The organism is Novosphingopyxis iocasae (genome assembly GCF_014334095.1).
GTDB lineage: Bacteria > Pseudomonadota > Alphaproteobacteria > Sphingomonadales > Sphingomonadaceae > Novosphingopyxis > Novosphingopyxis iocasae.
In genome coordinates this window covers 1,620,957-1,642,706 of record NZ_CP060495.1, presented here as the reverse complement: position 1 = coordinate 1,642,706, position 21,750 = coordinate 1,620,957, and the positions used below count along the sequence as shown (strand labels likewise).

At 64.0% G+C, this 21,750-nt stretch carries 22 protein-coding genes; 13 read left to right on the top strand and 9 right to left on the bottom strand.

The window, feature by feature from the left end; translation table 11 throughout:
* Positions 1-12: 12 nt before the first annotated feature.
* Positions 13-789: a metallophosphoesterase family protein gene (locus H7X45_RS07855; RefSeq protein ID WP_187334366.1), complete on the top strand. Its 777-nt coding sequence runs from the start codon at positions 13-15 to the stop codon at positions 787-789.
* A 62-nt stretch (positions 790-851) separates the two neighbouring features.
* Here the strand turns inward: H7X45_RS07855 and ctrA are convergent, their stop codons facing one another.
* The 5 genes from ctrA to H7X45_RS07830 all read right to left on the bottom strand — a co-directional run bounded on the left by ctrA (position 852) and on the right by H7X45_RS07830 (position 3,985).
* A complete protein-coding gene (ctrA, locus tag H7X45_RS07850; protein ID WP_187334365.1) occupies positions 852-1,559 on the bottom strand; it encodes a response regulator transcription factor CtrA in 708 nt (235 codons plus the stop codon).
* A 179-nt stretch (positions 1,560-1,738) separates the two neighbouring features.
* Complete coding sequence (gene dcd, locus H7X45_RS07845; protein WP_187334364.1) at positions 1,739-2,293, bottom strand: dCTP deaminase; 555 nt, start codon at positions 2,291-2,293, stop codon at positions 1,739-1,741.
* Positions 2,290-2,754: a cytidine deaminase gene (locus H7X45_RS07840; protein WP_187334363.1), complete on the bottom strand. Its 465-nt coding sequence runs from the start codon at positions 2,752-2,754 to the stop codon at positions 2,290-2,292. Before H7X45_RS07840 ends, dcd begins: the two co-directional genes overlap by 4 nt.
* Positions 2,751-3,437, bottom strand: coding sequence for a GH25 family lysozyme (locus tag H7X45_RS07835; RefSeq protein WP_187334362.1), 687 nt, complete (start codon positions 3,435-3,437; stop codon positions 2,751-2,753). The genes H7X45_RS07840 and H7X45_RS07835 overlap by 4 nt, the downstream gene beginning before the upstream one ends.
* Before the next feature lie 65 nt (positions 3,438-3,502).
* A complete protein-coding gene (locus H7X45_RS07830) occupies positions 3,503-3,985 on the bottom strand; it encodes a UPF0262 family protein (RefSeq protein WP_187334361.1) in 483 nt (160 codons plus the stop codon).
* Between the two features lie 133 nt (positions 3,986-4,118).
* Here H7X45_RS07830 and H7X45_RS07825 point away from each other — a divergent pair, with 133 nt between their 5' ends.
* The 4 genes from H7X45_RS07825 (at position 4,119) to H7X45_RS07810 (ending at position 10,175) form a co-directional block, all read left to right on the top strand.
* Positions 4,119-5,639 (top strand): replicative DNA helicase, encoded by a 1,521-nt coding sequence (locus tag H7X45_RS07825; RefSeq protein ID WP_187334360.1) that lies wholly within the window; start codon positions 4,119-4,121, stop codon positions 5,637-5,639.
* A gap of 18 nt (positions 5,640-5,657) precedes the next feature.
* Complete coding sequence (locus H7X45_RS07820; protein WP_187334359.1) at positions 5,658-6,857, top strand: asparaginase; 1,200 nt, start codon at positions 5,658-5,660, stop codon at positions 6,855-6,857.
* A gap of 100 nt (positions 6,858-6,957) precedes the next feature.
* Entirely contained in the window at positions 6,958-8,466 is a 1,509-nt protein-coding gene (locus H7X45_RS07815; protein WP_187334358.1) for a YifB family Mg chelatase-like AAA ATPase, read from the top strand.
* 332 nt (positions 8,467-8,798) lie between these two features.
* Positions 8,799-10,175 carry an SIR2 family protein gene (locus tag H7X45_RS07810; RefSeq protein WP_187334357.1) on the top strand — a complete coding sequence of 459 codons (1,377 nt, stop codon included), beginning with the start codon at positions 8,799-8,801 and terminating at the stop codon, positions 10,173-10,175.
* Between the two features lie 243 nt (positions 10,176-10,418).
* On the opposite strand, the gene H7X45_RS07805 is transcribed toward H7X45_RS07810, so the two are convergent.
* Positions 10,419-10,877, bottom strand: a complete 459-nt coding sequence (locus H7X45_RS07805; RefSeq protein ID WP_246449392.1) for a bactofilin family protein — start codon at positions 10,875-10,877, stop codon at positions 10,419-10,421.
* A complete protein-coding gene (locus H7X45_RS07800; protein WP_187334356.1) occupies positions 10,825-11,970 on the bottom strand; it encodes a M23 family metallopeptidase in 1,146 nt (381 codons plus the stop codon). Before H7X45_RS07800 ends, H7X45_RS07805 begins: the two co-directional genes overlap by 53 nt.
* 217 nt (positions 11,971-12,187) lie before the next feature.
* On the opposite strand from H7X45_RS07800, the gene H7X45_RS07795 reads away from it, so the two are divergent.
* The 8 genes from H7X45_RS07795 (at position 12,188) to H7X45_RS07760 (ending at position 18,102) form a co-directional block, all read left to right on the top strand.
* On the top strand, positions 12,188-12,850 hold the full coding sequence (locus H7X45_RS07795) for a nicotinate-nucleotide adenylyltransferase (RefSeq protein ID WP_187334355.1): 663 nt from the start codon (positions 12,188-12,190) through the stop codon (positions 12,848-12,850).
* A gap of 50 nt (positions 12,851-12,900) precedes the next feature.
* A complete protein-coding gene (gene rsfS / locus H7X45_RS07790; RefSeq protein WP_246449852.1) occupies positions 12,901-13,245 on the top strand; it encodes a ribosome silencing factor in 345 nt (114 codons plus the stop codon).
* A 45-nt stretch (positions 13,246-13,290) separates the two neighbouring features.
* The gene (locus tag H7X45_RS07785) at positions 13,291-13,713 is read left to right on the top strand and encodes a 23S rRNA (pseudouridine(1915)-N(3))-methyltransferase RlmH (protein WP_187334353.1); all 423 of its coding nucleotides are present in this window, start codon (positions 13,291-13,293) and stop codon (positions 13,711-13,713) included.
* A 4-nt stretch (positions 13,714-13,717) separates the two neighbouring features.
* Complete coding sequence (locus H7X45_RS07780) at positions 13,718-14,836, top strand: murein hydrolase activator EnvC family protein (RefSeq protein ID WP_187334352.1); 1,119 nt, start codon at positions 13,718-13,720, stop codon at positions 14,834-14,836.
* A 254-nt stretch (positions 14,837-15,090) separates the two neighbouring features.
* Positions 15,091-16,449: a S41 family peptidase gene (locus tag H7X45_RS07775; RefSeq protein ID WP_187334351.1), complete on the top strand. Its 1,359-nt coding sequence runs from the start codon at positions 15,091-15,093 to the stop codon at positions 16,447-16,449.
* A gap of 1 nt (position 16,450) precedes the next feature.
* Positions 16,451-16,939: a disulfide bond formation protein B gene (locus tag H7X45_RS07770; RefSeq protein ID WP_187334350.1), complete on the top strand. Its 489-nt coding sequence runs from the start codon at positions 16,451-16,453 to the stop codon at positions 16,937-16,939.
* Complete coding sequence (locus tag H7X45_RS07765; RefSeq protein WP_187334349.1) at positions 16,936-17,460, top strand: demethoxyubiquinone hydroxylase family protein; 525 nt, start codon at positions 16,936-16,938, stop codon at positions 17,458-17,460. Before H7X45_RS07770 ends, H7X45_RS07765 begins: the two co-directional genes overlap by 4 nt.
* Positions 17,461-17,496: 36 nt before the next feature.
* Positions 17,497-18,102 (top strand): hypothetical protein, encoded by a 606-nt coding sequence (locus H7X45_RS07760; protein ID WP_187334348.1) that lies wholly within the window; start codon positions 17,497-17,499, stop codon positions 18,100-18,102.
* A 133-nt stretch (positions 18,103-18,235) separates the two neighbouring features.
* On the opposite strand, the gene H7X45_RS07755 is transcribed toward H7X45_RS07760, so the two are convergent.
* On the bottom strand, positions 18,236-20,026 hold the full coding sequence (locus H7X45_RS07755; protein ID WP_187334347.1) for a DUF885 domain-containing protein: 1,791 nt from the start codon (positions 20,024-20,026) through the stop codon (positions 18,236-18,238).
* Between the two features lie 210 nt (positions 20,027-20,236).
* Positions 20,237-21,745 carry a PH domain-containing protein gene (locus tag H7X45_RS07750; protein ID WP_187334346.1) on the bottom strand — a complete coding sequence of 503 codons (1,509 nt, stop codon included), beginning with the start codon at positions 21,743-21,745 and terminating at the stop codon, positions 20,237-20,239.
* Positions 21,746-21,750: the final 5 nt, after the last annotated feature.

The following is a 21,750-nucleotide window of genomic DNA, read 5'->3' as shown; positions in this document are numbered from 1 at the left end:
CTGTTTGGCCTTATGGTACTGAGACTTCTCAAACGCAAAAAAGACGTGGTCGGCCCGCGCGGCCGCAAGGCGAGCATCCCGGAGGGGGAGCGCGTCTATGCGATCGGCGATATCCACGGCCGCGCGGACCTGTTCGATGCGCTGCTGGCGAAGATCGAGGCGGACGATACGGCGCGGGGCAACGCGGAGACCACACTGATCCTGCTCGGCGATCTGGTTGATCGCGGGCCCGACTCGCGCGGCGTGGTCGAACGCGCGATGAAGCTGGGCGCAACGCGCGGCAATGTGCGGTTTCTCGCCGGCAATCATGAAGAGGTGTTCCTGGAGGCAGTGCGCTCACCCTCCAAGGAAGTCGCGCGCTTTTTCTACAGGATTGGCGGGCGTGAGACGGTGATGAGCTATGGCCTGTCCGAAGAGGAAATGAACGCACTTGATCATGCCGAACTGGCCCAGCGCATCCCGCAGGTCGTGCCGGAAGAACATGCCGCCTTCATCGAAGCGTTCGAGGATAGCATCGCGATCGGCGATTATCTGTTCGTGCATGCGGGCGTGAAGCCGGACGTGCCGCTCGATTCGCAGAAGGCGAGGCATCTGCGCTGGATCCGTGAGGAGTTCCTCGATCATAAGGGGCGGCTCGACAAGCTGGTGGTGCACGGACACACGATCAGTGAAGAGGTGGAAGAGCGCGGCCACCGCATCGGCATCGATACCGGTGCATGGGAAAGCGGCAAACTGACCGCGATCGGGCTGGAAGGCACCGAACGCTGGTTCATCGATACGGCGGAATGAAAAAAGGCGGCGCCGCGGCACCGCCTTCACTCGATCCTTGATGAAGGTTTTCGCGCGGCCGATCAGGCGGCGCGGGTGCGTTCCGTTCCGTCTTCGTCGATGTCACGCAGCACATAGCCGCGGCCCCAGACGGTTTCGATATAGTTTTCGCCTTCGCAGGCCAGGCTGAGCTTCTTGCGTAGCTTGCAGATGAAGACGTCGATAATCTTCAGTTCCGGCTCGTCCATCCCACCATAGAGGTGGTTGAGGAACATTTCCTTGGTGAGCGTGGTACCCTTGCGCAAGCTGAGCAGCTCCAGCATCGCATATTCCTTGCCGGTGAGGTGCACGCGGTTGCCGTCCACCTCCACGGTCTTGGCATCGAGGTTCACGGCAAGCTTGCCGGTGCGGATGACCGACTGGGAATGGCCCTTGGAACGGCGCACAACGGCGTGAATACGCGCGATCAACTCTTCGCGGTGGAAGGGCTTGGTGACGTAATCGTCGGCACCGAAGCCGAAGCTGCGCACCTTGGAATCCATTTCACCGACGCCTGAGAGGATCAGCACCGGCGTTTGCACCTTGGCGACGCGCAGTTTCTTTAGGACGTCGTAGCCGTGCATGTCCGGCAGGTTCAGGTCCAAGCAGATGATGTCGTAATCATACAGCTTGCCCAGATCGAGGCCTTCTTCGCCCAGATCCGTGGTGTAGACATTGAAGCCTTCAGCGGCGAGCATCATCTCGATCGCTTTCGCGGTGGTCGGCTCGTCTTCGATCAGAAGTACACGCATGAGGTCGCCCCTTTGTGACTCATTCGGTCCGCACGTTCCGATCCCTGAAACGGATACGCGCCAGCATTATTAACCATCCGACAAATGAATGCAAAAGGTTAATAAGACGTAAACCCACGGAAACCGGCGAGTCGCGGGCGATCAGAGCTTACCGAATCGCTAATGCCGCCCCCTGATCTTTACAATTTCGGCAGGGTCACGCCGCGCTGGCCCATATATTTTCCGGCGCGATCGGCGTAGCTCGTCTCACAGGGCTGATCGCCCTTCAGGAACAGGAACTGGCAGGCGCCTTCATTGGCGTAAACCTTGGCGGGCAGCGGTGTGGTGTTGGAAAATTCCAGCGTGACATGCCCCTCCCAGCCCGGTTCCAGCGGCGTGACGTTCACGATGATACCGCAACGCGCATAGGTCGATTTGCCGAGGCAAATGACCAGCACGTCGCGCGGCACCCGGAAATATTCCACCGTGCGGGCAAGGGCGAAGCTGTTGGGGGGAATGATGCAACAATCGGTCTTGCGATCGACGAAGCTGTTCGAATCGAAGTTCTTGGGGTCCACCACCGCACTGTCGACATTGGTGAAGATCTTGAACTCGTCCGCCACGCGCGCGTCATAGCCATAGGAGCTGAGGCCATAGCTGATGCAGTTGTCCCGCCGCTGCGCCTCGACGAACGGCTCGATCATGGCATGGCCCTGCGCCTGCTCACGGATCCAGATATCGGAAAGAATGCTCATGCGGTCCCCTGGCTCAAATTGCTCGGCCCGAACGCATCGGGCAGCAGGTCATCGATCCCGTAGACCCGCATCGTTTCTCCGTGCGCGCCTGCGCAAATGATGCGGATTTCCGCGGCGCCTACATCGCGCGCTTCGCGGATCATCTGGCGGCAGCGTCCGCAGGGAGTGACGACGGCGCTGGGTGCGCCCGGATCGGCGTCCATCGGGCCGCCGGCGATGGCAATGCGGCGCACGCGGGCAAAGCCGCCATGCGCGTTCACTGTGGCGAGTGCTGTGGCTTCTGCGCATAACGCCAGGCCGTAGCTCGCATTTTCCAGATTGCAGCCGCGCACGACGGTGCCGTTGTCCAGCTCAACCGCCGCGCCCACCGCGAAGCGACTATAGGGCGCATAGGCGTTCGCCATCGCCTTGCGCGCCTCGACCACCAACGCCAGGTCCAGTCCGGAAAAATCACCGCTCATGGCTGTACCACCACCCAGTTGCCGGGGCCTTCCAGCCCCTCCACGTCGCGCTTTTCGTTCGCCGTCCACATAACGAAGGGTCTTGCCGCATAATCCGGCGGAAAGAAATCACGTTGCAGCCAGACGGTGCGGTTCACCGCCGTGCTGATATCGTACATTGCCTCAAAATCCTTGCCCAGCTTGATTACCGCGGGCTTGCCCGAATGGTTTTCGATCTGCGCGATCAGCGCTGCAATCTCGGAAAGAACCAGCGCACGGCCCGGCCTGTCCTTGCAACTGTCGAGGAAACGCATCTCGATCACCGGGGGCAGCATGTCCCGCCCACGCGGCACGTTGGTGATGAAATTGCCTGCCTGATCGCCTGCCAGCCGGCACAGATCAAAGCGGTGTACCGCGCCCACGCGCACTCCTGCAGCCTTTGCCTCGGCCAACCGCCGCTGGAAATCCTGATCGCGCCCGTCGCTGCCGGTGGTGGCGAGCAGATAGGCGAAATCGACGCCGGTCGCTTTCATCGTAGGCCAAGTCGCGCGCTCCTCATGCGTATCGAGATAGACGCCCTGTACCGGATATTGCGCGCGCGAAGGGGCCCAGCGCACTGCGAACAGCCACGCGCCCGCCGCCAGTCCGCCGAGAACCAGCAGCACCAGAACGATGCCAAGCAGCTTGCCACGCCGTCGCGCCACCTTGTGAATTCCCCTGTCATTCGGATTGGATGAGAGCGCGGGCCGGTGAATCGGCCACCGCAGTTCTAACCCCTGATATGCAGAACGCAGATCAATGTGAACAGCCGCCGTGCGGTGGCGAAATCGACGTCGACCTTGCCCTCCAGCCGCTCCTTCAGCAGCTCGGCCGCGTCATTGTGGACGCCGCGCCGGGCCATATCGATCGTCTCGATTTCCTGCGCGGTGGCCTTGCGAATTGCCTGATAATAGCTGTCGCAGATCGCGAAATAATCGCGGATCGGGCGGCGGAAGCGGCCCAGGCCCAGAATCAGCGTCTCCAGCGCTCCGCCATCCTCGCGCTTGATGTCGAGCACCAGTCGCCCCTCATTCACCGAGAGATAAAGCTGATAGGGGCCCGCATAGCCGTCCGGATAATCGCGGCAGGGCGCGAAATGGTTTTCCTCGATCAGATCGAAGATCGCGATCCGGCGCTCCTGCTCGATATCGGCATTGCGCCAGAGGATCGTCGCCTCGTCCAGCTCTACCTTGATGATGCGCGGGTTCGCCATGTCGTCATCGATAGGCGATGAGCGCGCAGGGACAAGCAGTAATGTTTTATCCACAGCGATCCACAGATCGTTCCCCAGCGATAATCGCCGCCGCACTTGCCAGCATCGCCGCCGAGGGTTCATCAGGCGTCTCATGGCGGAAGCAATCAGACTGGTGAGCGATGGCGGGGAGGGCGAGGAGACCACCCGCCTGCCGCACAATATCGAGGCGGAGGCCGCGCTGTTGGGCGCGCTGCTCCTGGACAACCGTATCGCGGAAGACGTGCAGACCAAGCTGCAATCGCAGCATTTTTTCGAACCGCTGCACGGGCGCATCTACGATCAGGTGCTGAAGCTGCTCGATCGCAACATGGTGGTGACGCCGGTCACGCTGAAACCCTTTTTCGAGCATGACGAGGCGCTGAAGGAAGTGGGCGGCACCGGCTATCTGGTGCGCCTGACCGAGAGCAATATCGGCCTGATCGGCGCGCGAAACTTCGCCGAGCAGATCTATGACCTTGCGCTGCTCCGCGAGCTGGTCTCGGTCGGTCGGCACCTAGTCGAGGCGGCGCTGGACACAAGCGAATCGATCGATCCCAAACAGCAGATCGAGGACGCGGAAAGCGCGCTTTATAAGGTGGCCGAAGGCGAAGGGGAGAGCGGACAGGCGACCGACTTTCTTACCGCCTCGACCGAGGCGATCCGCATGGTCGAGCGGGCCTTGCAGGCGGGCGGCAACCTCTCCGGCACCACCACGGGTCTCGACAGCGTGAACCGCAAGATCGGCGGCTTGCACGCGAGCGACCTTACCATCCTTGCGGGGCGTCCGGGCATGGGCAAGACCGCGCTCGCCACCAACTTCGCGTTCAACGCGGCGAGCCGTTACATGCGCGACATGGCAGACGGCATCGATCCGGCGCAGTCTGTCGGCGCCAAGACCGCCTTTTTCAGCCTGGAAATGTCCGCCGACCAGTTGGCGACGCGTATTCTGGCGGAACAGTCGGGCATCTCGTCCGAGCATTTGCGCATGGGCAAGATCAGCCGCGAGGAGTTTCGCGAGCTGTCCCGTGCCAGCCGGGAATTGCAGGATCTGCCGCTCTATATCGACGATACCGCCGGTCTCACCATTGCGGCGCTTCGCGCCCGCGCCCGCCGCCTGCAGCGCCGCCACGGCATCGGCCTCATCATCGTCGACTATCTGCAGCTGCTGCAGGGCACGGGCCGCGCGAACGACAACCGCGTAAATGAAATCTCGGAAATCAGCCGTGGCCTCAAGATGTTGGCCAAGGAACTCAGCGTCCCAGTGCTTGCGCTATCGCAGCTCAGCCGCGCGGTGGAGCAGCGCGAGGACAAGCGCCCGCAGCTCTCTGACCTTCGCGAATCGGGCTCGATCGAGCAGGACGCCGATATCGTGCTCTTCATCTACCGCGCCGAATATTATCACGACGCGCTGCGTCCCGATGCGCCCAATCAGGACGGATCGAGCCCGCCCGATGTAGTGGAAAAATGGGCGCAATGGGAGGAACGCCACCAGCAGCTCGTCAACCGCGCCACCCTGATCGTCGCCAAACAGCGCCACGGCTCCACCGGTAACGTGCCCCTGCAGTTCCAGAGCGAGATCACCAAATTCAGCGATCTGGCAGGCGACTATTATCAGGACGACGATTACGAATAGAGGGTAGGGCACAGCCTCATGAAGATCTGCGTCATCAACAGCGGCGGGACCATTGCCTGCGTCGGCGCTCCGCTGGCGCCGATGAGCGCGGAGGATTTTGCGGCCAATTCGCGGCGGCTGATCGAGCCGGTGCTGACCGCGATGTACCCTGAGCTGGAGCTAAGCTGGGACACCGGGCTCGCCTTCCCGAACGCGGCAACCGGCACGCTGGACAGCACCAATTTGCAGCCGCGCGACTGGTGCCGGATCGCGGACTACATTCTGGAGCAGTATGACCGGTTCGACGGGTTCGTGCTGCTCCACGGCACCGATTCGATGGACTACACTGCAGCCGCGCTGCCGTTCCTGCTGAACCGCGTTGGCTGCGGCGGGGCGGGGGAGGCGCTCTTGTCCAAACCCGTCATCGTCACTGGCAGCCAGGTGCCCATGTACGCGCGCGGCGAACCGGATGTGCTGCGCTTCAACACCGACGCCTTCCAGAACCTGTGCGGGGCGGTGGCCTGTGCGCGGCTGGGGCTGCCGGAGGTCTGCGTCTACTTTGACGCGCGCCTGTTCCGCGGATCGCGCGTGCTGAAGGTGGACGCCAGCGACTTCCGCGCGTTCGATTCGCCCAACTACCCGCCGCTGGGCGACTATGGCATCGCGCTGGACGTGGACTGCGCCCGCGTGTTGCCCGGGCCCGCCGACCGGTCCGTCAGCCTGGCCGACCCCGCCGTCCGTCAGCGCGTGCGCGACCGGCTGGCGGCGATCACGTACGGCATCGACGCCTGCACCGTCATGCCGCTTAGCGCCTTTCCCGCCGCCTTCGATGCCGCCGCGGGCTCCGCGCAGATGGCGCGGCTAATCGACGCCTGTGTCGCCACCGGCCTCAAGGGCCTCGTGCTCCTGGGCTATGGCGAGGGCAACTTCCCCTCCGGCAACCCCGACGCCCCGGCCGAGGGCGCCGTCTACCGCGCGCTGCAGGCCGCAAGCGAGGCGGGCGTGATCGTGGTCGACAGCACGCAGGTCATCGCCGGTCGTCAGGCATCGAGTGCCTATGCGGCGGGCGCCTGGCTGCCGCAGGTGGGCGCGATCCCTTCGGGCGACATGACGCCCGTCGCCGCGCTCGCCAAGCTGATGGTGCTGCTCGCCGCCGCGGAGCATGAGGGCTGGGCGCGCAAGGACGTGGAGCGCCTGTTCGCATGCAATCTGGTGGGCGAAGTCTCCGAAGCGGACTGAGCTTTCCTCCATTTCGGCGCTTGTCAGGAGCGTCCGCGCGCGACACTATCGCGGCTAAGGCGTCCGCTCCGGCCGCCCGCTTCTGGGGGGAGGCACGCATATGGTCGCGACGGTCGCCACGACCGCCTATCTGGGGCTGGAGGCGCGCGCCGTGGAGGTGCAGTGCCAGATCGCGCCGGGCATGCCCAAATTCACGATCGTCGGGCTTGCCGACAAGGCGGTGGCCGAGAGCCGGGAGCGGGTGCACAGCGCGCTCACCGCCATCGGCCTGTCGCTTCCGCCCAAGCGCATCACCGTGAATCTTTCGCCCGCCGATCTGCCCAAGGAAGGCTCGCATTACGACCTGCCGATCGCGCTCGCGCTGCTCGGCGCCATGGGCGTGGCCGATGCAGAAAGCTTGAGCGAGTATGTCGTGGTGGGCGAGCTGGGCCTCGACGGGCGCGTGGCGGCCTCGCCCGGCGTGCTTCTGGCCGCGCTCCACGCCTCGGAGAGCGACCGCGGCCTCATCTGCCCGGCATCGCAGGGCGCGGAGGCAGCCTGGGCGGGCGAGCTCAACCTGCTGGCGACGCCCGACCTCCTTGCGCTGCTCAACCATCTGAACGGCAGCTCCGTCCTCACCCCGCCCGCGCCGGGCGAGGCAAGCGAGCGCGTGGCCGGGCCGGACCTGCGCCAGGTGAAGGGGCAGGAGACAGCCAAGCGCGCGCTGGAGATCGCCGCGGCGGGCGGGCACAACCTGCTGATGATCGGGCCACCCGGCGCGGGCAAGTCGCTGCTGGCGAGCTGCCTGCCCGGCATCCTGCCCGATCTGACGCCGGCCGAGGCGCTGGAGGTGTCCATGGTCGCCTCCGTCGCGGGCACGCTGATCGATGGGCGCATCACCCGCGCGCGGCCCTATCGCGATCCGCACCACAGCGCCTCGATGGCCGCGCTGGTCGGCGGCGGGCTGAAGGTGAAGCCGGGCGAGGTGAGCCTGGCGCATCTGGGCGTCCTGTTCCTCGACGAGCTGCCCGAGTTCCAGCGGCCCGTGCTGGACAGCCTGCGCCAGCCGCTGGAGACGGGCGAGGTCAGCGTCGCGCGCGCCAACAGCCACGTCACCTTCCCCGCGCGGGTGCAGCTGATCGCCGCCATGAACCCGTGCCGCTGCGGCCATCTGGGCGATGCGGCGCTGGCGTGCAGCCGCGCGCCGCGCTGCGCCGCCGACTATCAGAGCAAGGTGAGCGGCCCGCTGCTCGACAGGATCGACCTGCACGTGGAGGTGGAGGCGGTGACCGCCGCGGACCTCGTCCTGCCGCCGCCCGCCGAGGGCTCCGCGGAGGTCGCTGCCAGAGTGGCCGCCGCGCGGTCGCGCCAGACCGCGCGCTATGCCGATGTGGCGGCGCGGACGAACTGCGAGATCGACGGCGAGGTGCTGGAAGCCCACGCCACGCCGGACGAGGCGGGCCGCAAGCTGCTCGCCCAGGCGGCGGAGGCGATGCGCCTCAGCGCGCGCGGCTACACCCGCGTGCTGCGCGTCGCGCGTACCATCGCCGATCTGGCCGGGGCCGATGAGGTGAGCCGCATCCACGTCGCCGAAGCCCTCAGCTACCGCCGCCAACCCCCGCGCGCCTGAGCTTCGCTTGTCACCCTTGTCGTCAAACGCCCCTTTCGCGCGAAGTCGTTCGCAACAAGCGCCTCCCCCGCGCCCGCCGTCGAAAGAGGGGTGGAGGTGCGGAACGGGCATGGGGCGGTTATAATGCGGGCGGGGCCATGTAGGACAGCGATTCTATGCGCTAGTCATGAGCGGAGAGGTTCTCCAACTCTAGCTGGCAAGGGTTCAGGCCGAATTGCTATCGAATGATCGTAGGAGAATTGGCTAGGCGGTTCTTCACCCAGTAAATAGTCAAACGCGCTGGACCGCCTATTGCCCGCCGCTTATCATAATGACGATCAAATGGAGGGAACATGAGCGACGAGCAGCAGCCACGTTACGAACGCTACGTTGAGGAAGTCAGCGAAGACATTGCCGAGACGGTTCAGACTTTGGGTTGTCAGCCGATCTTGTTCATCGGTTCAGGCCTCGCTCGTCGCTACATTGAAGCGCCAAGTTGGGATGAACTTTTGGGGCATTTGGCCGACGAATGTTCAACTATTGAAAAAGGTCTCGGTTTTTATAAGCAATCACTAAAGACATCGATTAAGATCGGTGAGGAATTCGCGCGGCTCTACCAGGAATGGGCTTGGGGCGCGGGCCATAACGAATTTCCCGAGACGATGTTTGACGAGGACGTGGATGCACAAGCCTACATCAAATTCAGGATCGCCGAGTATCTGAAATCGCTCACGCCATCCGACGTATCCGATCTTGTTAAGGGCGACTACGCCGAAGAGATTGAAGCACTGCGCCAGATTAAGCCTCATGCCATAATCACGACTAATTACGATCAGATGATTGAGCTGATTTTCCCCGATCATCAGCCAATCATCGGCCAACAAATTTTGCAGGGTCAGCATTTTGCAGTTGGAGAGGTCTATAAAATCCACGGCTCCATTGAGGACCACGAGAGCTTGGTTTTCACCGAGAGCGACTACGAAGAGTTCGCAAAAAAGAAGAAATTCTTAAGCGCCAAGCTAATGACATTCTTCAATGAGCATCCCTTGCTGTTCATTGGCTACAGCGCATCGGATCCAAATATCCGCTCCATTCTATCGGACATAGACGAGGCGCTGCCTGTGAAGGGCGGGGTAATCCCCAACGTCTACATCTTGGAGTGGAATGATGAGATCACATCAGACAGCGCACCAGCGCGAGACAAACTGATCGCGACTGGCGAAGATCGAAGCATCCGGGTCAAGCTGATCGAGGCATCTAATTTTCGATGGGTGTTCGATGCGTTCGCGGCCAATCCGGTTTTGAATGATGTGAACCCGCGAGTGCTGAGAGCGCTTGTTGCAAGATCATATAACTTAGTTCGTCATGATATTCCGACCATGAAGATCGAGGCCGATTTTCAGATGCTCGATCAGGCGGTTGAGGACTCGGACAGCTTTGCAAAACTATTCGGGATCGCGAACATCAGTGATTACAGTGCGGCTTCTGCTCAGTATCCATACAGCGCGACCGAGCTTACCAAAATACTCGGCGGTAACGGCTCTTATCTGGCGGTCTCTCTGTGCCGCAAGATCAAAGAGGACAAAGGAGTAGATATCAAGGCAAGTGACAATCGATATCATCGATCCGAGAAGATCAATAAATCGGTGTTCCATAAATACTCGGACGATGCGTTGACGTTGCTGAAAAAAGTCCAAGCCGATGAGGAATATGAACTAGATATGGAATAATGCAGTTTGCGACCGGAAATCGAAATAATTGGTTGAGGCGCCATGAGGCGCGCCGAACCGGCGTCATTGCGAGCGGAGGGCGTAGCCCGGAGCGCGGCAATCCGGCGCCGGCGCAGCGCTGTGTGCGCTCTGGATTGCCCTTCGACTGACTGCTTGCAGCAGTCGCTCAGGACAGGCTTTGTCAGCTTCCGCTTCTCGCAATGACGATGGGCCATCGGGCGGGCGTTGGTGGCTCGTACCGATTTACGCCCGCAGCGCGCCGATGTCCTTTGCGGGCGTGATCGGTTCGACATTGCTGGCGGGCTTTTCCCCCGCGCTGCTTTTGTGGCGGAAGGCGCCTTCGACCTTGCTGCCGTTGGCGACGGTGAGGTTGGTGTAGGTCACGTCGCCCTGGATTTCCGCGCCCGCTTCGATGACGAGGTCGACCGCGTCGATCGAGCCTTCCACGCGGCCGCCCAGCTTGGCGCTTTGCGCCACCACGCCGCCGGTGATCAGACTGCCCGCGCCTTGCACGAGCGCGGCGGAGTGCACGTCGCCTTCCACCTGGCCGTCGATATGAAGATCGACGCTCGCCTCGATATCGCCTTTCACACGCACGTCCGCGCCGATGATCGAGAAGGTGGTGCCGTGGCCGCCCGCGGCATCGCGGTTACGCATCGGCGTCGGTGCGGTTTCGGGCGTCTGCTTGGGCTTGGAAAACATCCGGATTGGCCTCCAGGAATTTGGCGGGATTGACGGCGCGGCCGTTCACGCGGACCTCGAAATGCAGATGCGGGCCGGTGGAGCGGCCGGTGGAGCCCATCTGGGCGATCTGCTGGCCGCGATCGACCGTCTGGCCGACATGCGCGGTGAATTTGCGCAAGTGGGCATAGCGGGTGACGATGCCGCCGCGGTGCGTGATTTCGATGCAGTTGCCGTAGCCGCCCTTGACGCCCGCGAAAGTCACCTTGCCCTCCGACGCGGCGAGGATCGGGGTGCCGCTGGGGCCGCGGAAATCGATGCCGCTGTGGAACGCGCCTTCGCCGGTGAACGGATCGTGGCGGAAGCCGAAATTGCTGGTCATCGCGGTGATCGCGGCGGGCTTGGACGTCGGGATGGCGGCGAGCAGGCGCTCCAGCGCGTCCATGCGGCCCAGCTTGCCGGCCAGGCTGGCGAAGCGCGGATCGGCATAATCCTGTTTGGTGTTGCCGGCCTTGATCAGCGGACCACCGCTCGCCTCGTTCGATTTCAGGAAGCGGCGCGGATCGATACCGAACTTGCGGATGGCCGCCTCGGCGCGCTTGGAGCGCTGATCGGCAAGGCCGGAAAGCTGCGAAACGAAGGCCAGCTGGCGCGCTTCAAGGCGGGCCAGCGGCGCGGCCTCGGGGATCATCGCGCTGACTTTTTTGGTGGTTTCGTCCACCTCTGCCGCGGGCGCAGCCGCATCGTTCAGCGGGCCGAAATGGCCTTCGTACAAGCGGTCCAGCTTGTCCTGCCGCGCCGCCAGATCCTTGGCCACTTCGTCGATCGAGCCGCGATAGGCCGCGACGCGTTCCTGCGCGGTGGCGATGCGTTGCTGCTTGGCGGCGAGCTGGTTCTGCTCCATGCCCGTGGCGATCAGGCCGAACAGCGCCGCGCCGGAAATCGCGATCATCGCGATCAGCACGAGCGCGCCAAGCGTCGCCAGCCGCTTCTGTAATTTCGCGCTGATCTTGATGAAGCGCACCTCACCCTGGGCGCGCATGAAGAATTCGCGATCGACAAATAGTTCCGTCAGCCGGTTGCGTAAACCGGCTGCCTTCGCTTGAAAGCTCAAGAGACCCACCCTTTGTTCGTTTCGGGTCCGGAGTTAGCGGCGCGATCCATCGAATGCGAATCAATGTCCGCTGAAATACGGACGAGTCGAGGCGACGGTGCGATGAAATGACCTATTTTAGAGGGAACCTTGATATGCATCAGCTCAATAGATGGGCCGGTCGTGGCTTGAATCGTGCTTTGTTCCCGTCCTGTTCGATTCGTTTCGGGTGCGCGGCGTGAGCCGCGTCGGGCTGCTTGGCGGATCGTTCAATCCGGCGCATGGCGGGCATCGTTCTATCAGCCTGTTCGCGATCGACGCGCTGGGGCTGGACGCGATGTGGTGGCTCGTTTCGCCCGGCAATGTGCTGAAGCCCAGAAAGGGTATGGCCCCGTATAAAGCACGGCTGGGGTCTGCGCAGCGCCAGGCCCGCCGATCACGTATCGTCGCCAGCGATATCGAGCGGCGGATGGGCACGCGCTACACCGTCGATACGCTGCGCGCGCTGAAACGGCGCTATCCGAAGCACCGCTTCATCTGGGTGATGGGGGCGGACAATCTGGCGCAATTTCACCGCTGGCGGGACTGGCGCCGGATCGCGCGGACGATGCCGATTGCGGTCATTGCCCGTCCGGGCTATATGGAGGATGCCCTTGCGTCACCCGCAATGGCCTGGTTCCGGCGGTTCGTCCATCGCCCGGACCGGCGAAGAAACTGGACGGACTGGAGTACGCCGGCGCTCGTGTTACTGCGCTTTCGTCCCGATCCCCGCTCGGCCACCGCCATCCGCATGGCCGATCCCGACTGGTATCGCGAATTTCTGACGGACGGCGATGGCCCCGCAAATGGGAAATCGCCGAACGCGAGTTCGTCCGTTCAACACACCGAGGAGTCGAATTGACCGGAAACGTCACGCCTGCGCCGGGCCGCCCCACGGCGCCAACCGCCCCCATCCCGACGGGACACGGGCTGCTCGATATCGTACTGGCTTCGCTCGACGACGATCAGGCGCAGGAAGTCGTCTCGATCGATCTGAAGGGCAAAAGCTCGATCGCCGATCATATGGTCATCGCCAGCGGCCGTTCCACGCGGCAGGTCGCCTCGATGGCGCAAAAGCTGGCCGAGAAGATCAAGCATTCTGGCGGCCGCGCGCGGATCGAGGGGCTTCCCAATGCCGATTGGGTGTTGCTGGATGCCGACGATGTGATCGTCCACCTGTTCCGCCCCGAAGTGCGCAGCTTCTACAATCTGGAGCGGATGTGGGCGTTCGAGGGCGGAGAAACCGCGAACGCCTGACGGCAACCGCGCCGCGCGCGGAAGACTGAATCGGGGAGGGGCCGCGTGCTGCTTCACATCGTTGCACGCGGCAAGATCGGGCGCTCGCCCGAGGCGGAGCTGGTCGAGCGCTATGTGAAGCGCATCCAGTGGCCCACAAAGCTGACCGAGTTGCCCGATCGCGGCGGGAAAGTGCCCGAGCCCGCGGCGCAGCAGCGCACCATCCTTCTGGACGAGACGGGCCGCACCCTCAATTCCATGGAATTTGCCGACATGCTGGGCGGCTGGCGCGACGACGGGGTGCGCGAGGCGCGCTTCCTGATTGGTGCGGCCGACGGATTTGACGATGCCCAGCGGGCGGAAGCGGACCTGCTGTTCAGCTTCGGCCGCGCCACCTGGCCGCACATGCTGGCCCGCGCCATGCTGGCCGAACAACTTTATCGCGCCACATCGATCCTTGCAGGCCACCCCTATCATCGCGAAGGGTAACGCGATGCGCCAAGCCCTTCCCATCCTCGCTCTACTGCCGCTGCTGGCCGCGGCTGGCCCCGCGGCGCAGCGCACGGTGGCGGACGCGCAGAATGATGCCGCGGCGGCGGAGGAGCGCAGCGAGGCGCTTCGGGTGAAGGCCGAGGAAGCGGAGCGCGCCGTGCGCGGAACCGCCGCCCGGCGCAAGGCGCTGGAGCGCGATATCGCCGCGCAGGAAGCGCGGATCGCAGAAGCCCGCGCGGCGCTTGCCATCATCGGCGGACGGCTGGCGGAGGAAGAGCGCGCGCTTGCCATCGCCCGCGCACCGTTGATGCGGCTGACCGGCGCTCTGGAACGCTTTTCGCGCCAGCCGCCTGCCTTTGCATTGCTGCGCCCCGGATCGACCAAGGATCTGGTTCATGTCCGCGCGATTCTGGACAGCACCGTCCCGCGCATCGAGGCACGGACCGCCGAAACGCGCGCCGCGATCCGCCGGGTGGAGAAGCTTCGCGCCGCCGAACGCGCCGAACTGGACGATCTGGCGGGCGCACGCGCCGCGCTCACCGAACGGCGTCAGGCGCTGGCCGAGGCGGAGGTGGCGGAACGCCGCGCGCTCGCCGCACTCCAGAGCGGTGCGGTGCGTGAACGCTCCCGCGCGCTGGCGCTGGGTGAAGAGGCGCGCGATATCGTGGCGAACGAGGAACGCGACCGGGCGGCAGGCGAGGTGCTGGCCGTATTGCAAGATCTGCCGCCACCGCCGGTGAAGCCGCGCGGCGATAGTCCCGAACGAAGCTCAGCCGCCTATCGCTTGCCGGTGGCGGGCAGGGTCGTGAACGGTTTCGGAGAGGAAAGCGCCTCGGGCTATCGCCAGCGGGGTATCACCATTGCAGCAAGCCCGGGCGCGTCCGTGGTTGCCCCGGCGGCGGGCACCGTGCGCTATGCCGGGCGCTACCGCAGCTTCGGCGATATCGTGATTATCGATCACGGCGCGGGCTGGACCAGCCTCGTCACCGGCCTCGGGCGCCTCTCGGTTGCCAAGGACACGGTCGTGCGCGCCGGTGAACCGCTCGGCAGTGCGGGTGGCCCTGTGACGCTGGAGCTGCGCCGCAAGGGCAAGCCGGTGGACGTCGCGGCGATGCTGTGAAAGCCTCCCTCCACAGTCGCAAAAATTCGCAAGTGCTGAGCCTGTCGAAGCACGTTTCTCGACGGCAGCGCCCTTGCGAAAAGCGCCCTTCGACAGGCTCAGGGCTACGGTTTCTAGAACGAACTGGCCTCGCCTTCGCCCCTTATTCACGCCCATGAAAGTCATGCGTGTTTAATGCGATTGGAAAGCGGGCGCGCATCGCCTTATAGCGGTGCCATGCCTGCATCCCATCACCCGAAGGCCTGCACACCGATATGAACACCCGTCTTTTCCGCGCGCTCGCTCTGGCCGGAGCCGCCGCACTGCTTCCCATCTCCACCGCCGCCATGTCGCAGGTCGACGCCGGGTCCGCGCGGGAGATGAGCGAGCTGATCGGCGTCATGCAGCGGATCAAGGCGTTTTATGTCGACGATGTGGATGACGACAAGCTGATCGAGGGCGCCATTTCCGGCATGCTCTCCAGCCTCGATCCGCACAGCTCCTATCTGAACGAGCGCGCTTATTCGGACCTCATGACGCAGACCGAGGGTGAGTATGGGGGCCTCGGCCTTACCGTCACCATGGAGGATGATGCGGTCAAGGTGATCGCGCCGACCGCCGATACCCCCGCCGACAAGGCCGGGATCAAGGCGGGCGACTTCATCACCCATCTGAACGGCAAGCTGATCTATGGCGGCACGCTGGACGAGGCGGTGGAGCAGATGCGCGGCGAGCCGGGCACGGATATCACGCTCACCATCTTCCGCCCGGGCCGCGACAAGCCGTTCGACGTTACCATCACCCGCGCGATCATCGATCTGGAGCCGGTGAAGTGGGAAACGAAGGATGATGTCGGCATCATCACCATCAGCTCCTTCACCGACGGCGCGGGCGCGGACGTGCGCGCGGCGATGAAGGCGATCGACCAGAAGCTGGGCCACAAGCCCTTGGGCTATATCCTCGATCTGCGCTCGAACCCCGGCGGGCTGCTGGACGAGGCGGTGAACGTCTCCGACGACTTCTTGAACGATGGCGAGATCGTCTCCCAGCGCGGCCGTCGCCAGGCCGATACGCTGAAATTCTTCGCCAAGCCCGGCGATGCCGCGAGCGGCCTGCCGGTGATCGTGCTGATCGACGCGGGTTCGGCGTCGGCGTCCGAAATCGTGGCGGGCGCGCTTCAGGATCGTCACCGCGCGCTGGTGATGGGCGAGCGTAGCTTCGGCAAGGGATCGGTGCAGACCATCGTGCCGCTGACGAACGATACGGGGCTTCGGCTTACCACCGCTCGCTATTATACGCCGTCGGGCCGATCGGTGCAGGAGGGCGGGATCGATCCCGATATCCGCGTGCCGCAGCTGAGCGATCCTGATTATGCGTCGCGCACCAATATCCGCGAGTCCGATCTGCGCCGCCATCTGATCAACGAGCTGGCCGCCGACGACAAGGCGCTGGAGGAAGACCAGAAGGACGATCCGCGCTTCTCCATGACCGCGGATGAGCTGAAGGCGCAGGGCATCGAGGACTTCCAGCTCCATTATGCGCTGGAGACGATCGGGCGCCTCGGCAAGAACGGGCAGCTCGGCGCGGCGGCGGCCAAGACCGCTCCGGCCAAGAAGAAGGCGGCGACGAACTGACATGGCGGCGCGGCGAACCCGGGCGCTGTTTACCGCGCGCTGGCTGGCGCTGCTGATCCCGGCGGCGCTGCTGGGCGGGGCCTATGTCGGCCAATATGTATATGGGCTCTACCCGTGCGAAATGTGTTGGTGGCAGCGCTACCCCCATTTCGCCGCGCTCGCGCTGGCATTGCTGGCGTTCGCGGTGAAGGGCGGCGCGGCGCGCGCCTGCGTCATCCTGGCAGGCCTCGCCATCCTGATCTCCGGCCTTATCGGCGGTTTTCATGCCGGGGTGGAATATGGCTGGTGGGAAGGCATCACCAGCTGCTCCTCCACTATTCAGGCGAGCGGCGGTGGCGATTTTCTGGACGCGATCATGAAGGCGCCCATCGTGCGCTGCGATCAGGTGCAATGGTCGCTGTTCGGCATCTCTCTGGCCGGATATAATTTCCTCATTTCGGTGGTCGGCGCTGCCGCCATCTTCTTTTACGCCAGCAGGAGGCCCGCATGAGCCAGCCGCGAAAAGCATCGATCGAGAGCATGATCCGCGTGGATCAGGCGGGCGAATTCGGGGCCACGCGCATCTATGCCGGTCAGCTGGCAGTCATGGGCGATCGCTCGCCCGCGGCCCGCTCCATCGCGCATATGGCGGCGCAGGAGGAACGGCATTGCAGCGAGTTCGACCGGCTGATGATAGAGCGCGGGGTTCGCCCGACGGCGCTGCGCCCGTTCTGGGACCGCGCAGGCTTTGCGCTGGGCGCGGTGACCGCCGCCATCTCCCCCCAGGCGGCGATGGCCTGCACCGCCGCGGTCGAGACCGAGATCGACCGGCATTATAGCGAGCAGCTGGAAGAGCTGGGCGATAGCGACCCGGAACTATCGGCCATGATCGCGGATTTCAGGGAAGAGGAGCTGGAACATCGCGACACGGCGCTTGCCTCCGGTGCGGAGGACGCCCCGGGCTATCCGTTGATGAGCGGATTGATCCGGCTGGGTTGCCGCGTGGCGATTGCGGTTTCGAAACGAATTTAAGGCAGCGTTCACGCGGCCGCTGGGATGAGGATGGACATGACCTTCGCAAAACTCTCTTTCGCTCTGGCCGCCGGCGGTTTCGCCCTTGCCGCCGCAACCCCCGCCGCTGCTCAGGACAATGCGGGAGACCGTGTGCAGGTGCTTGCCATTTACGGTGACGATGCCTGCCCGCCCAGCACCGCCGACGAAATCGTGGTCTGCAAGCGCTTCGACGAGAGCGAACGCTATCGCATCCCCAAAGGGCTGCGCTCCAGCGACAGCCCGGAGAATGAATCGTGGAGCGAGCGGGTGCGTTCGCTCGAGACGATCGGCCAGGGCGGCATCGGCAGCTGCACGCCCACGGGGCCGGGTGGCGTCACCGGCTGTACGCAGCAGCTGATCCAGCGCGCTTATGCCGAGCGCAATGGCGGCGCCGAGATGCAGGCCGGTCTGCTGGTGCAGGAAGAGCGGGCAAAGCGCCTTGCGCGGATCGACGAGGAAGCGGCCGAGACCGAACGTCTGGTGCAGGAAGAGCTGGCCCGCCGCGATGCGCGTGAAAAGGCGCAGGCCGCAGCGGCTGCCGGCGAAACGCCTGCGGACGATGTGCCCGAGAGCGAGGCCGATCCGGTGGCAACCACGCCGCTGCCCGAACCGCAGAGCTGAGCCTTAGATTTAACTAAAATCCGTTCGGGCTGAGCTTGTCGAAGCCCTGTTCTTCTCACTGGGCTCCGCTCCAGGTGAGAACGGCACTTCGACAGGCTCAGTGCGAACGGGTGTTGGTTGAAAGGCGGGCCGCTCAGCCCGCCTTTTCCGCAATCCATGCATCGACGCGCCGTTCGAGCAGATCCAGCGGCACCGCGCCCTGGCCGAGCACGACATCGTGGAAGCCGCGGATGTCGAAATTTTCGCCCAGCTTGTCCTCTGCCCGCTTGCGCAGTTCGCGAATCTTCAGTTCGCCGATCTTGTAGGCGAGGGCCTGGCCCGGCCATGAGATATAGCGGTTCACCTCGGCATCGATATTCGCCGCGCTGAGCGCGCTGTTCTCGGTCATGAAGGCCACGGCCTTCTCCTTGGACCACCCCTTGGAATGGATGCCGGTGTCGACGACGAGGCGGCAGGCGCGCCACATTTCGTAACTCAGCCGTCCCATATCCTTTTCCGGCGTGTCGTAGATGCCCATCTCGATACCGAGCCGTTCCGAATAGAGCCCCCAGCCTTCCACGAAGGCGGTGAAGAAGGCGAGCTGCTTGCGAAACTCCGGCATCTCCAGCTCCTGCTGCAGTGCGATCTGCAAATGGTGGCCGGGCACCGCCTCATGCGATGTCAGCGCCGGGATTTCCCAGAAGGGCCGCTGGTCGAGCTTCGACGTGTTCACGAAATAGGTGCCCGCCACGCCGATTTCCGGCGATCCGGGGCCGTAGTAGGCGGTGGTGGTGCCCTCCGCGGTTTCGGCGGGGATCGCCTTCAGGCCGTAGGGCAGGCGGGGCAGGCGGCCGAACAGGCCGGGCAGCTTGCCGTCATTGCTCTTCGCCTGCAGCGCGCTTTTGGCGAGCAGCTCTTCCGGCGTCTTCGCATAATAAGACGGATCGGTGCGCAGATGCTCGATAAACGCCTCGCGGCTGTCATAGCCCGCCTTTGCCGCGACCTTCTCCATCTCGGCCCGGATGCGTGCGACTTCGCTAAGGCCGAGCTGATGGATTTCGTCCGCGGTCATGTCCGTCGTCGTCATCTGGCGGATGCGGAAGGCGTAATAGTCCGCGCCGCCCGGCTGGGAGGAGACGCCCGGATCGCGCGCGCATTTGGGGGCGTAATTTTCCGTGTACCAGTCGCGCTCCTTGATGAGCGCTGGGAACACCTCCTGCTGGATCACCTGTGCCGCCTCACGCTTCAGCGCCTCATAATCGGCCTCGGTAATCGTGGCCGGGCGCGGGCGGGTGAAGGGTTCGTAGAAACGGCTTTCCGTGGGGTCTTCGGTGATGAGCCCCGTGATCGTGCCTTCATAACCGACCAGGGTGACGCAGGGCTGGGTGTAGCCGCCCGCGATCGCCTGATCCGCCACCGCGATCGACTGATCGTTGATCTGCGGGAATTTGGCGAGGCGATCGATATAGCTGCGATAATCCGCTTTGGTATCGAAGGGCGAATTGCTGGCAAGCGAGGCGAAATTCTGGTGCCAGCTGGAATAGCTGGTGAAGTTCACCGTGCGCTGGCCGAACGCATTGGCCTCCACTTGCTCGCGCAGCATGCGTTGAAGGATGGCGTAGTTCACCCGATCTTCCTCATTCAGGCGATCGGGGTGGACCATATCGAGCCGCTTCAGAAACGCGCTCGCTTGCGCTGCCTCCCGGTCCATCTCGGCGAGCGAATAATCGCTGACCTGTCCGGCATAATCGTCCACGCCGACCGAGCTGGCGAGCGTTGGGTTGCGCTCCAGCACATAGGCCCAGAATTCGTCCATCACATCATGCAGGATCGCCGCATCCTGATTGGGCTGCGATTCCGGCGCTGGCGGAGCGGCAAGGGCGGCGACGGACGGCGAAAGGGTGGCGAGCGCAATGGCGGCGAGCGATGCGAAAGCGGGGCGCATGAAGGGTCTCCCTGTTGGTCTTTTGTTGGATGCTAGGATGCAGCCTCGAGAATGGCCAGCATCTGGAAATGCATGCTGATGAAAACCGTAAGCCCTGAGCTTGTCGAAGGGCGTCTATCGGATGCAGCGCAACACGGAGAAGCGCCCTTCGACCGGCTCAGGGCTACGGTCTTATATTAAGCGCTTGCGGATCGATGGGTGGGCGGGGCGTTACGCCTCGTTCACTTCGGAAAAATCGACGCGCGTTACCGCGGCCATGATCGTCTCGCGCAGCGCTGCGGCGTCGGCGAGGGGCAGCGCGCGCAGGTGAAGCGGGAAGCTGGCCGATCCTCCGGCCACGCCGAAGACCAGCCCTGCCGTGCCGAACAGGCGATCCGCGGGGCTGCGCACCAGATCGATGCTCTGCGTCTTGACCATAGGCAGCAGAGTCAGGCGCTGGCGCCACCAGCCGGTCTGCACATAAAGCTGGCCGCCGACGAGCGCGTGCCGATGATAGCGCCAGCGCAGCCAGGCGAGCAGCAGGAACCACCCCGCAATGGCATAGGCGACTGGCGCGGCGAGCGGTGCGATGAACAGCAGCGCCGTAGCCCCGCCCCCGATCAGGAGCGCCAGGATGGACCAGTTCAGCAGGAACGGGCCGAGCTTTGCGCGGTGAAAACGGGCGGCGTCGGCGGCGTTTTCCAGCCCCGCTTCTGCCAAGATAGGTTCTAGCTCGGCTGGGTGGGCGAGGGGGGCGACGCTGTGGTCGCTCCCCGCCTTGCTGTCCTGCGCCAAGCTTTGAAACTTCAACTCGCGCCAACCGAAATGGCGGCGGATCGGCCCGCTCAGGATCAGCGCCGCTTGAACGCGGTGACGCGGCAGTACCACATCGGTGAGCGTCAGAAGCCCGCGCTGGCGGCGGAAGCCCGCAGGCACGCGGCTGAGCCGGAACCCGTAATCGCGCAGCACCGTGCGTATGATACCGCTCAAGATGCCGACAGCGATCAGGATCAGAACACCGCCTAAGGCGGCCATGATTTGCGCGGCGAGGCCAATGGTACGGATTTCCTCGATATGCACCCGGCCCGCGACACCCATCCAGAATTCCGTATCGTACAGATCGAAGGGCAGAAAATCCTGAATCTGCGTCAGAAACGCAAAGGTCAGGCCGATCACGACGAGCGAAAAATTGAACAATCCAGCGATGATGAGGCGGCGCGTATCCATCGCGAAGAGCGGCGGCGCTTCGTCTTCGACGGCGGCCTTCACCGCAGTGTCCGTTTCAGAAATGACCCCGTGCTTGCGATCGCGGATCAGGTCGCGCAGCGCCTCGGCATCGGCCAGCTTCAGATAGCTCAGTTCGGCATCCTCGCCCTTGCCGCCGCCGGTCTCGATCTTGACCGCGGCAAGGCCGAGCAGCCGGGGCAAAAGCTTCTGTTCCAGCCCCACATCCTGAATGCGCTCGAACGGCACGGACCGGCTCTGGCGGCTGACCACGCCTTGATCGATCCGGATTTCCTCTTCGCCGATGCGATAGGTGAAATGGCGCCAGGTCAGCCAGCGCGCGAAACCTGACAAGGCGATGATTGTGGGGATGATGAAGATCAGGAAAGGCAGCGCCTTTCCGCCGCCCACCAGCAAGGCCGGAATGGCGTACAGCGCCTGCGGCAAGGCGGCGATGAAACCGGTGACGATCGAGAGCGGATGCGTGCGCTGCGGCTCTCCGGCTGCCGCGGCCACCACCG

Excerpts from the sequence above, each read along its gene's own strand:
- H7X45_RS07855 (WP_187334366.1), top strand. The coding sequence starts at position 13 with ATGGTACTGAGACTTCTCAAACGCAAAAAAGACGTGGTCGGCCCGCGC.
- ctrA (WP_187334365.1), bottom strand. The coding sequence starts at position 1,559 with ATGCGTGTACTTCTGATCGAAGACGAGCCGACCACCGCGAAAGCGATC.
- dcd (WP_187334364.1), bottom strand. The coding sequence starts at position 2,293 with ATGAGCATTCTTTCCGATATCTGGATCCGTGAGCAGGCGCAGGGCCAT.
- H7X45_RS07840 (WP_187334363.1), bottom strand. The coding sequence starts at position 2,754 with ATGAGCGGTGATTTTTCCGGACTGGACCTGGCGTTGGTGGTCGAGGCG.
- H7X45_RS07830 (WP_187334361.1), bottom strand. The coding sequence starts at position 3,985 with ATGGCGAACCCGCGCATCATCAAGGTAGAGCTGGACGAGGCGACGATC.
- H7X45_RS07825 (WP_187334360.1), top strand. The coding sequence starts at position 4,119 with ATGGCGGAAGCAATCAGACTGGTGAGCGATGGCGGGGAGGGCGAGGAG.
- H7X45_RS07820 (WP_187334359.1), top strand. The coding sequence starts at position 5,658 with ATGAAGATCTGCGTCATCAACAGCGGCGGGACCATTGCCTGCGTCGGC.
- H7X45_RS07815 (WP_187334358.1), top strand. The coding sequence starts at position 6,958 with ATGGTCGCGACGGTCGCCACGACCGCCTATCTGGGGCTGGAGGCGCGC.
- H7X45_RS07810 (WP_187334357.1), top strand. The coding sequence starts at position 8,799 with ATGAGCGACGAGCAGCAGCCACGTTACGAACGCTACGTTGAGGAAGTC.
- H7X45_RS07805 (WP_246449392.1), bottom strand. The coding sequence starts at position 10,877 with ATGTTTTCCAAGCCCAAGCAGACGCCCGAAACCGCACCGACGCCGATG.
- H7X45_RS07780 (WP_187334352.1), top strand. The coding sequence starts at position 13,718 with ATGCGCCAAGCCCTTCCCATCCTCGCTCTACTGCCGCTGCTGGCCGCG.
- H7X45_RS07775 (WP_187334351.1), top strand. The coding sequence starts at position 15,091 with ATGAACACCCGTCTTTTCCGCGCGCTCGCTCTGGCCGGAGCCGCCGCA.
- H7X45_RS07770 (WP_187334350.1), top strand. The coding sequence starts at position 16,451 with ATGGCGGCGCGGCGAACCCGGGCGCTGTTTACCGCGCGCTGGCTGGCG.
- H7X45_RS07765 (WP_187334349.1), top strand. The coding sequence starts at position 16,936 with ATGAGCCAGCCGCGAAAAGCATCGATCGAGAGCATGATCCGCGTGGAT.
- H7X45_RS07760 (WP_187334348.1), top strand. The coding sequence starts at position 17,497 with ATGACCTTCGCAAAACTCTCTTTCGCTCTGGCCGCCGGCGGTTTCGCC.
- H7X45_RS07755 (WP_187334347.1), bottom strand. The coding sequence starts at position 20,026 with ATGCGCCCCGCTTTCGCATCGCTCGCCGCCATTGCGCTCGCCACCCTT.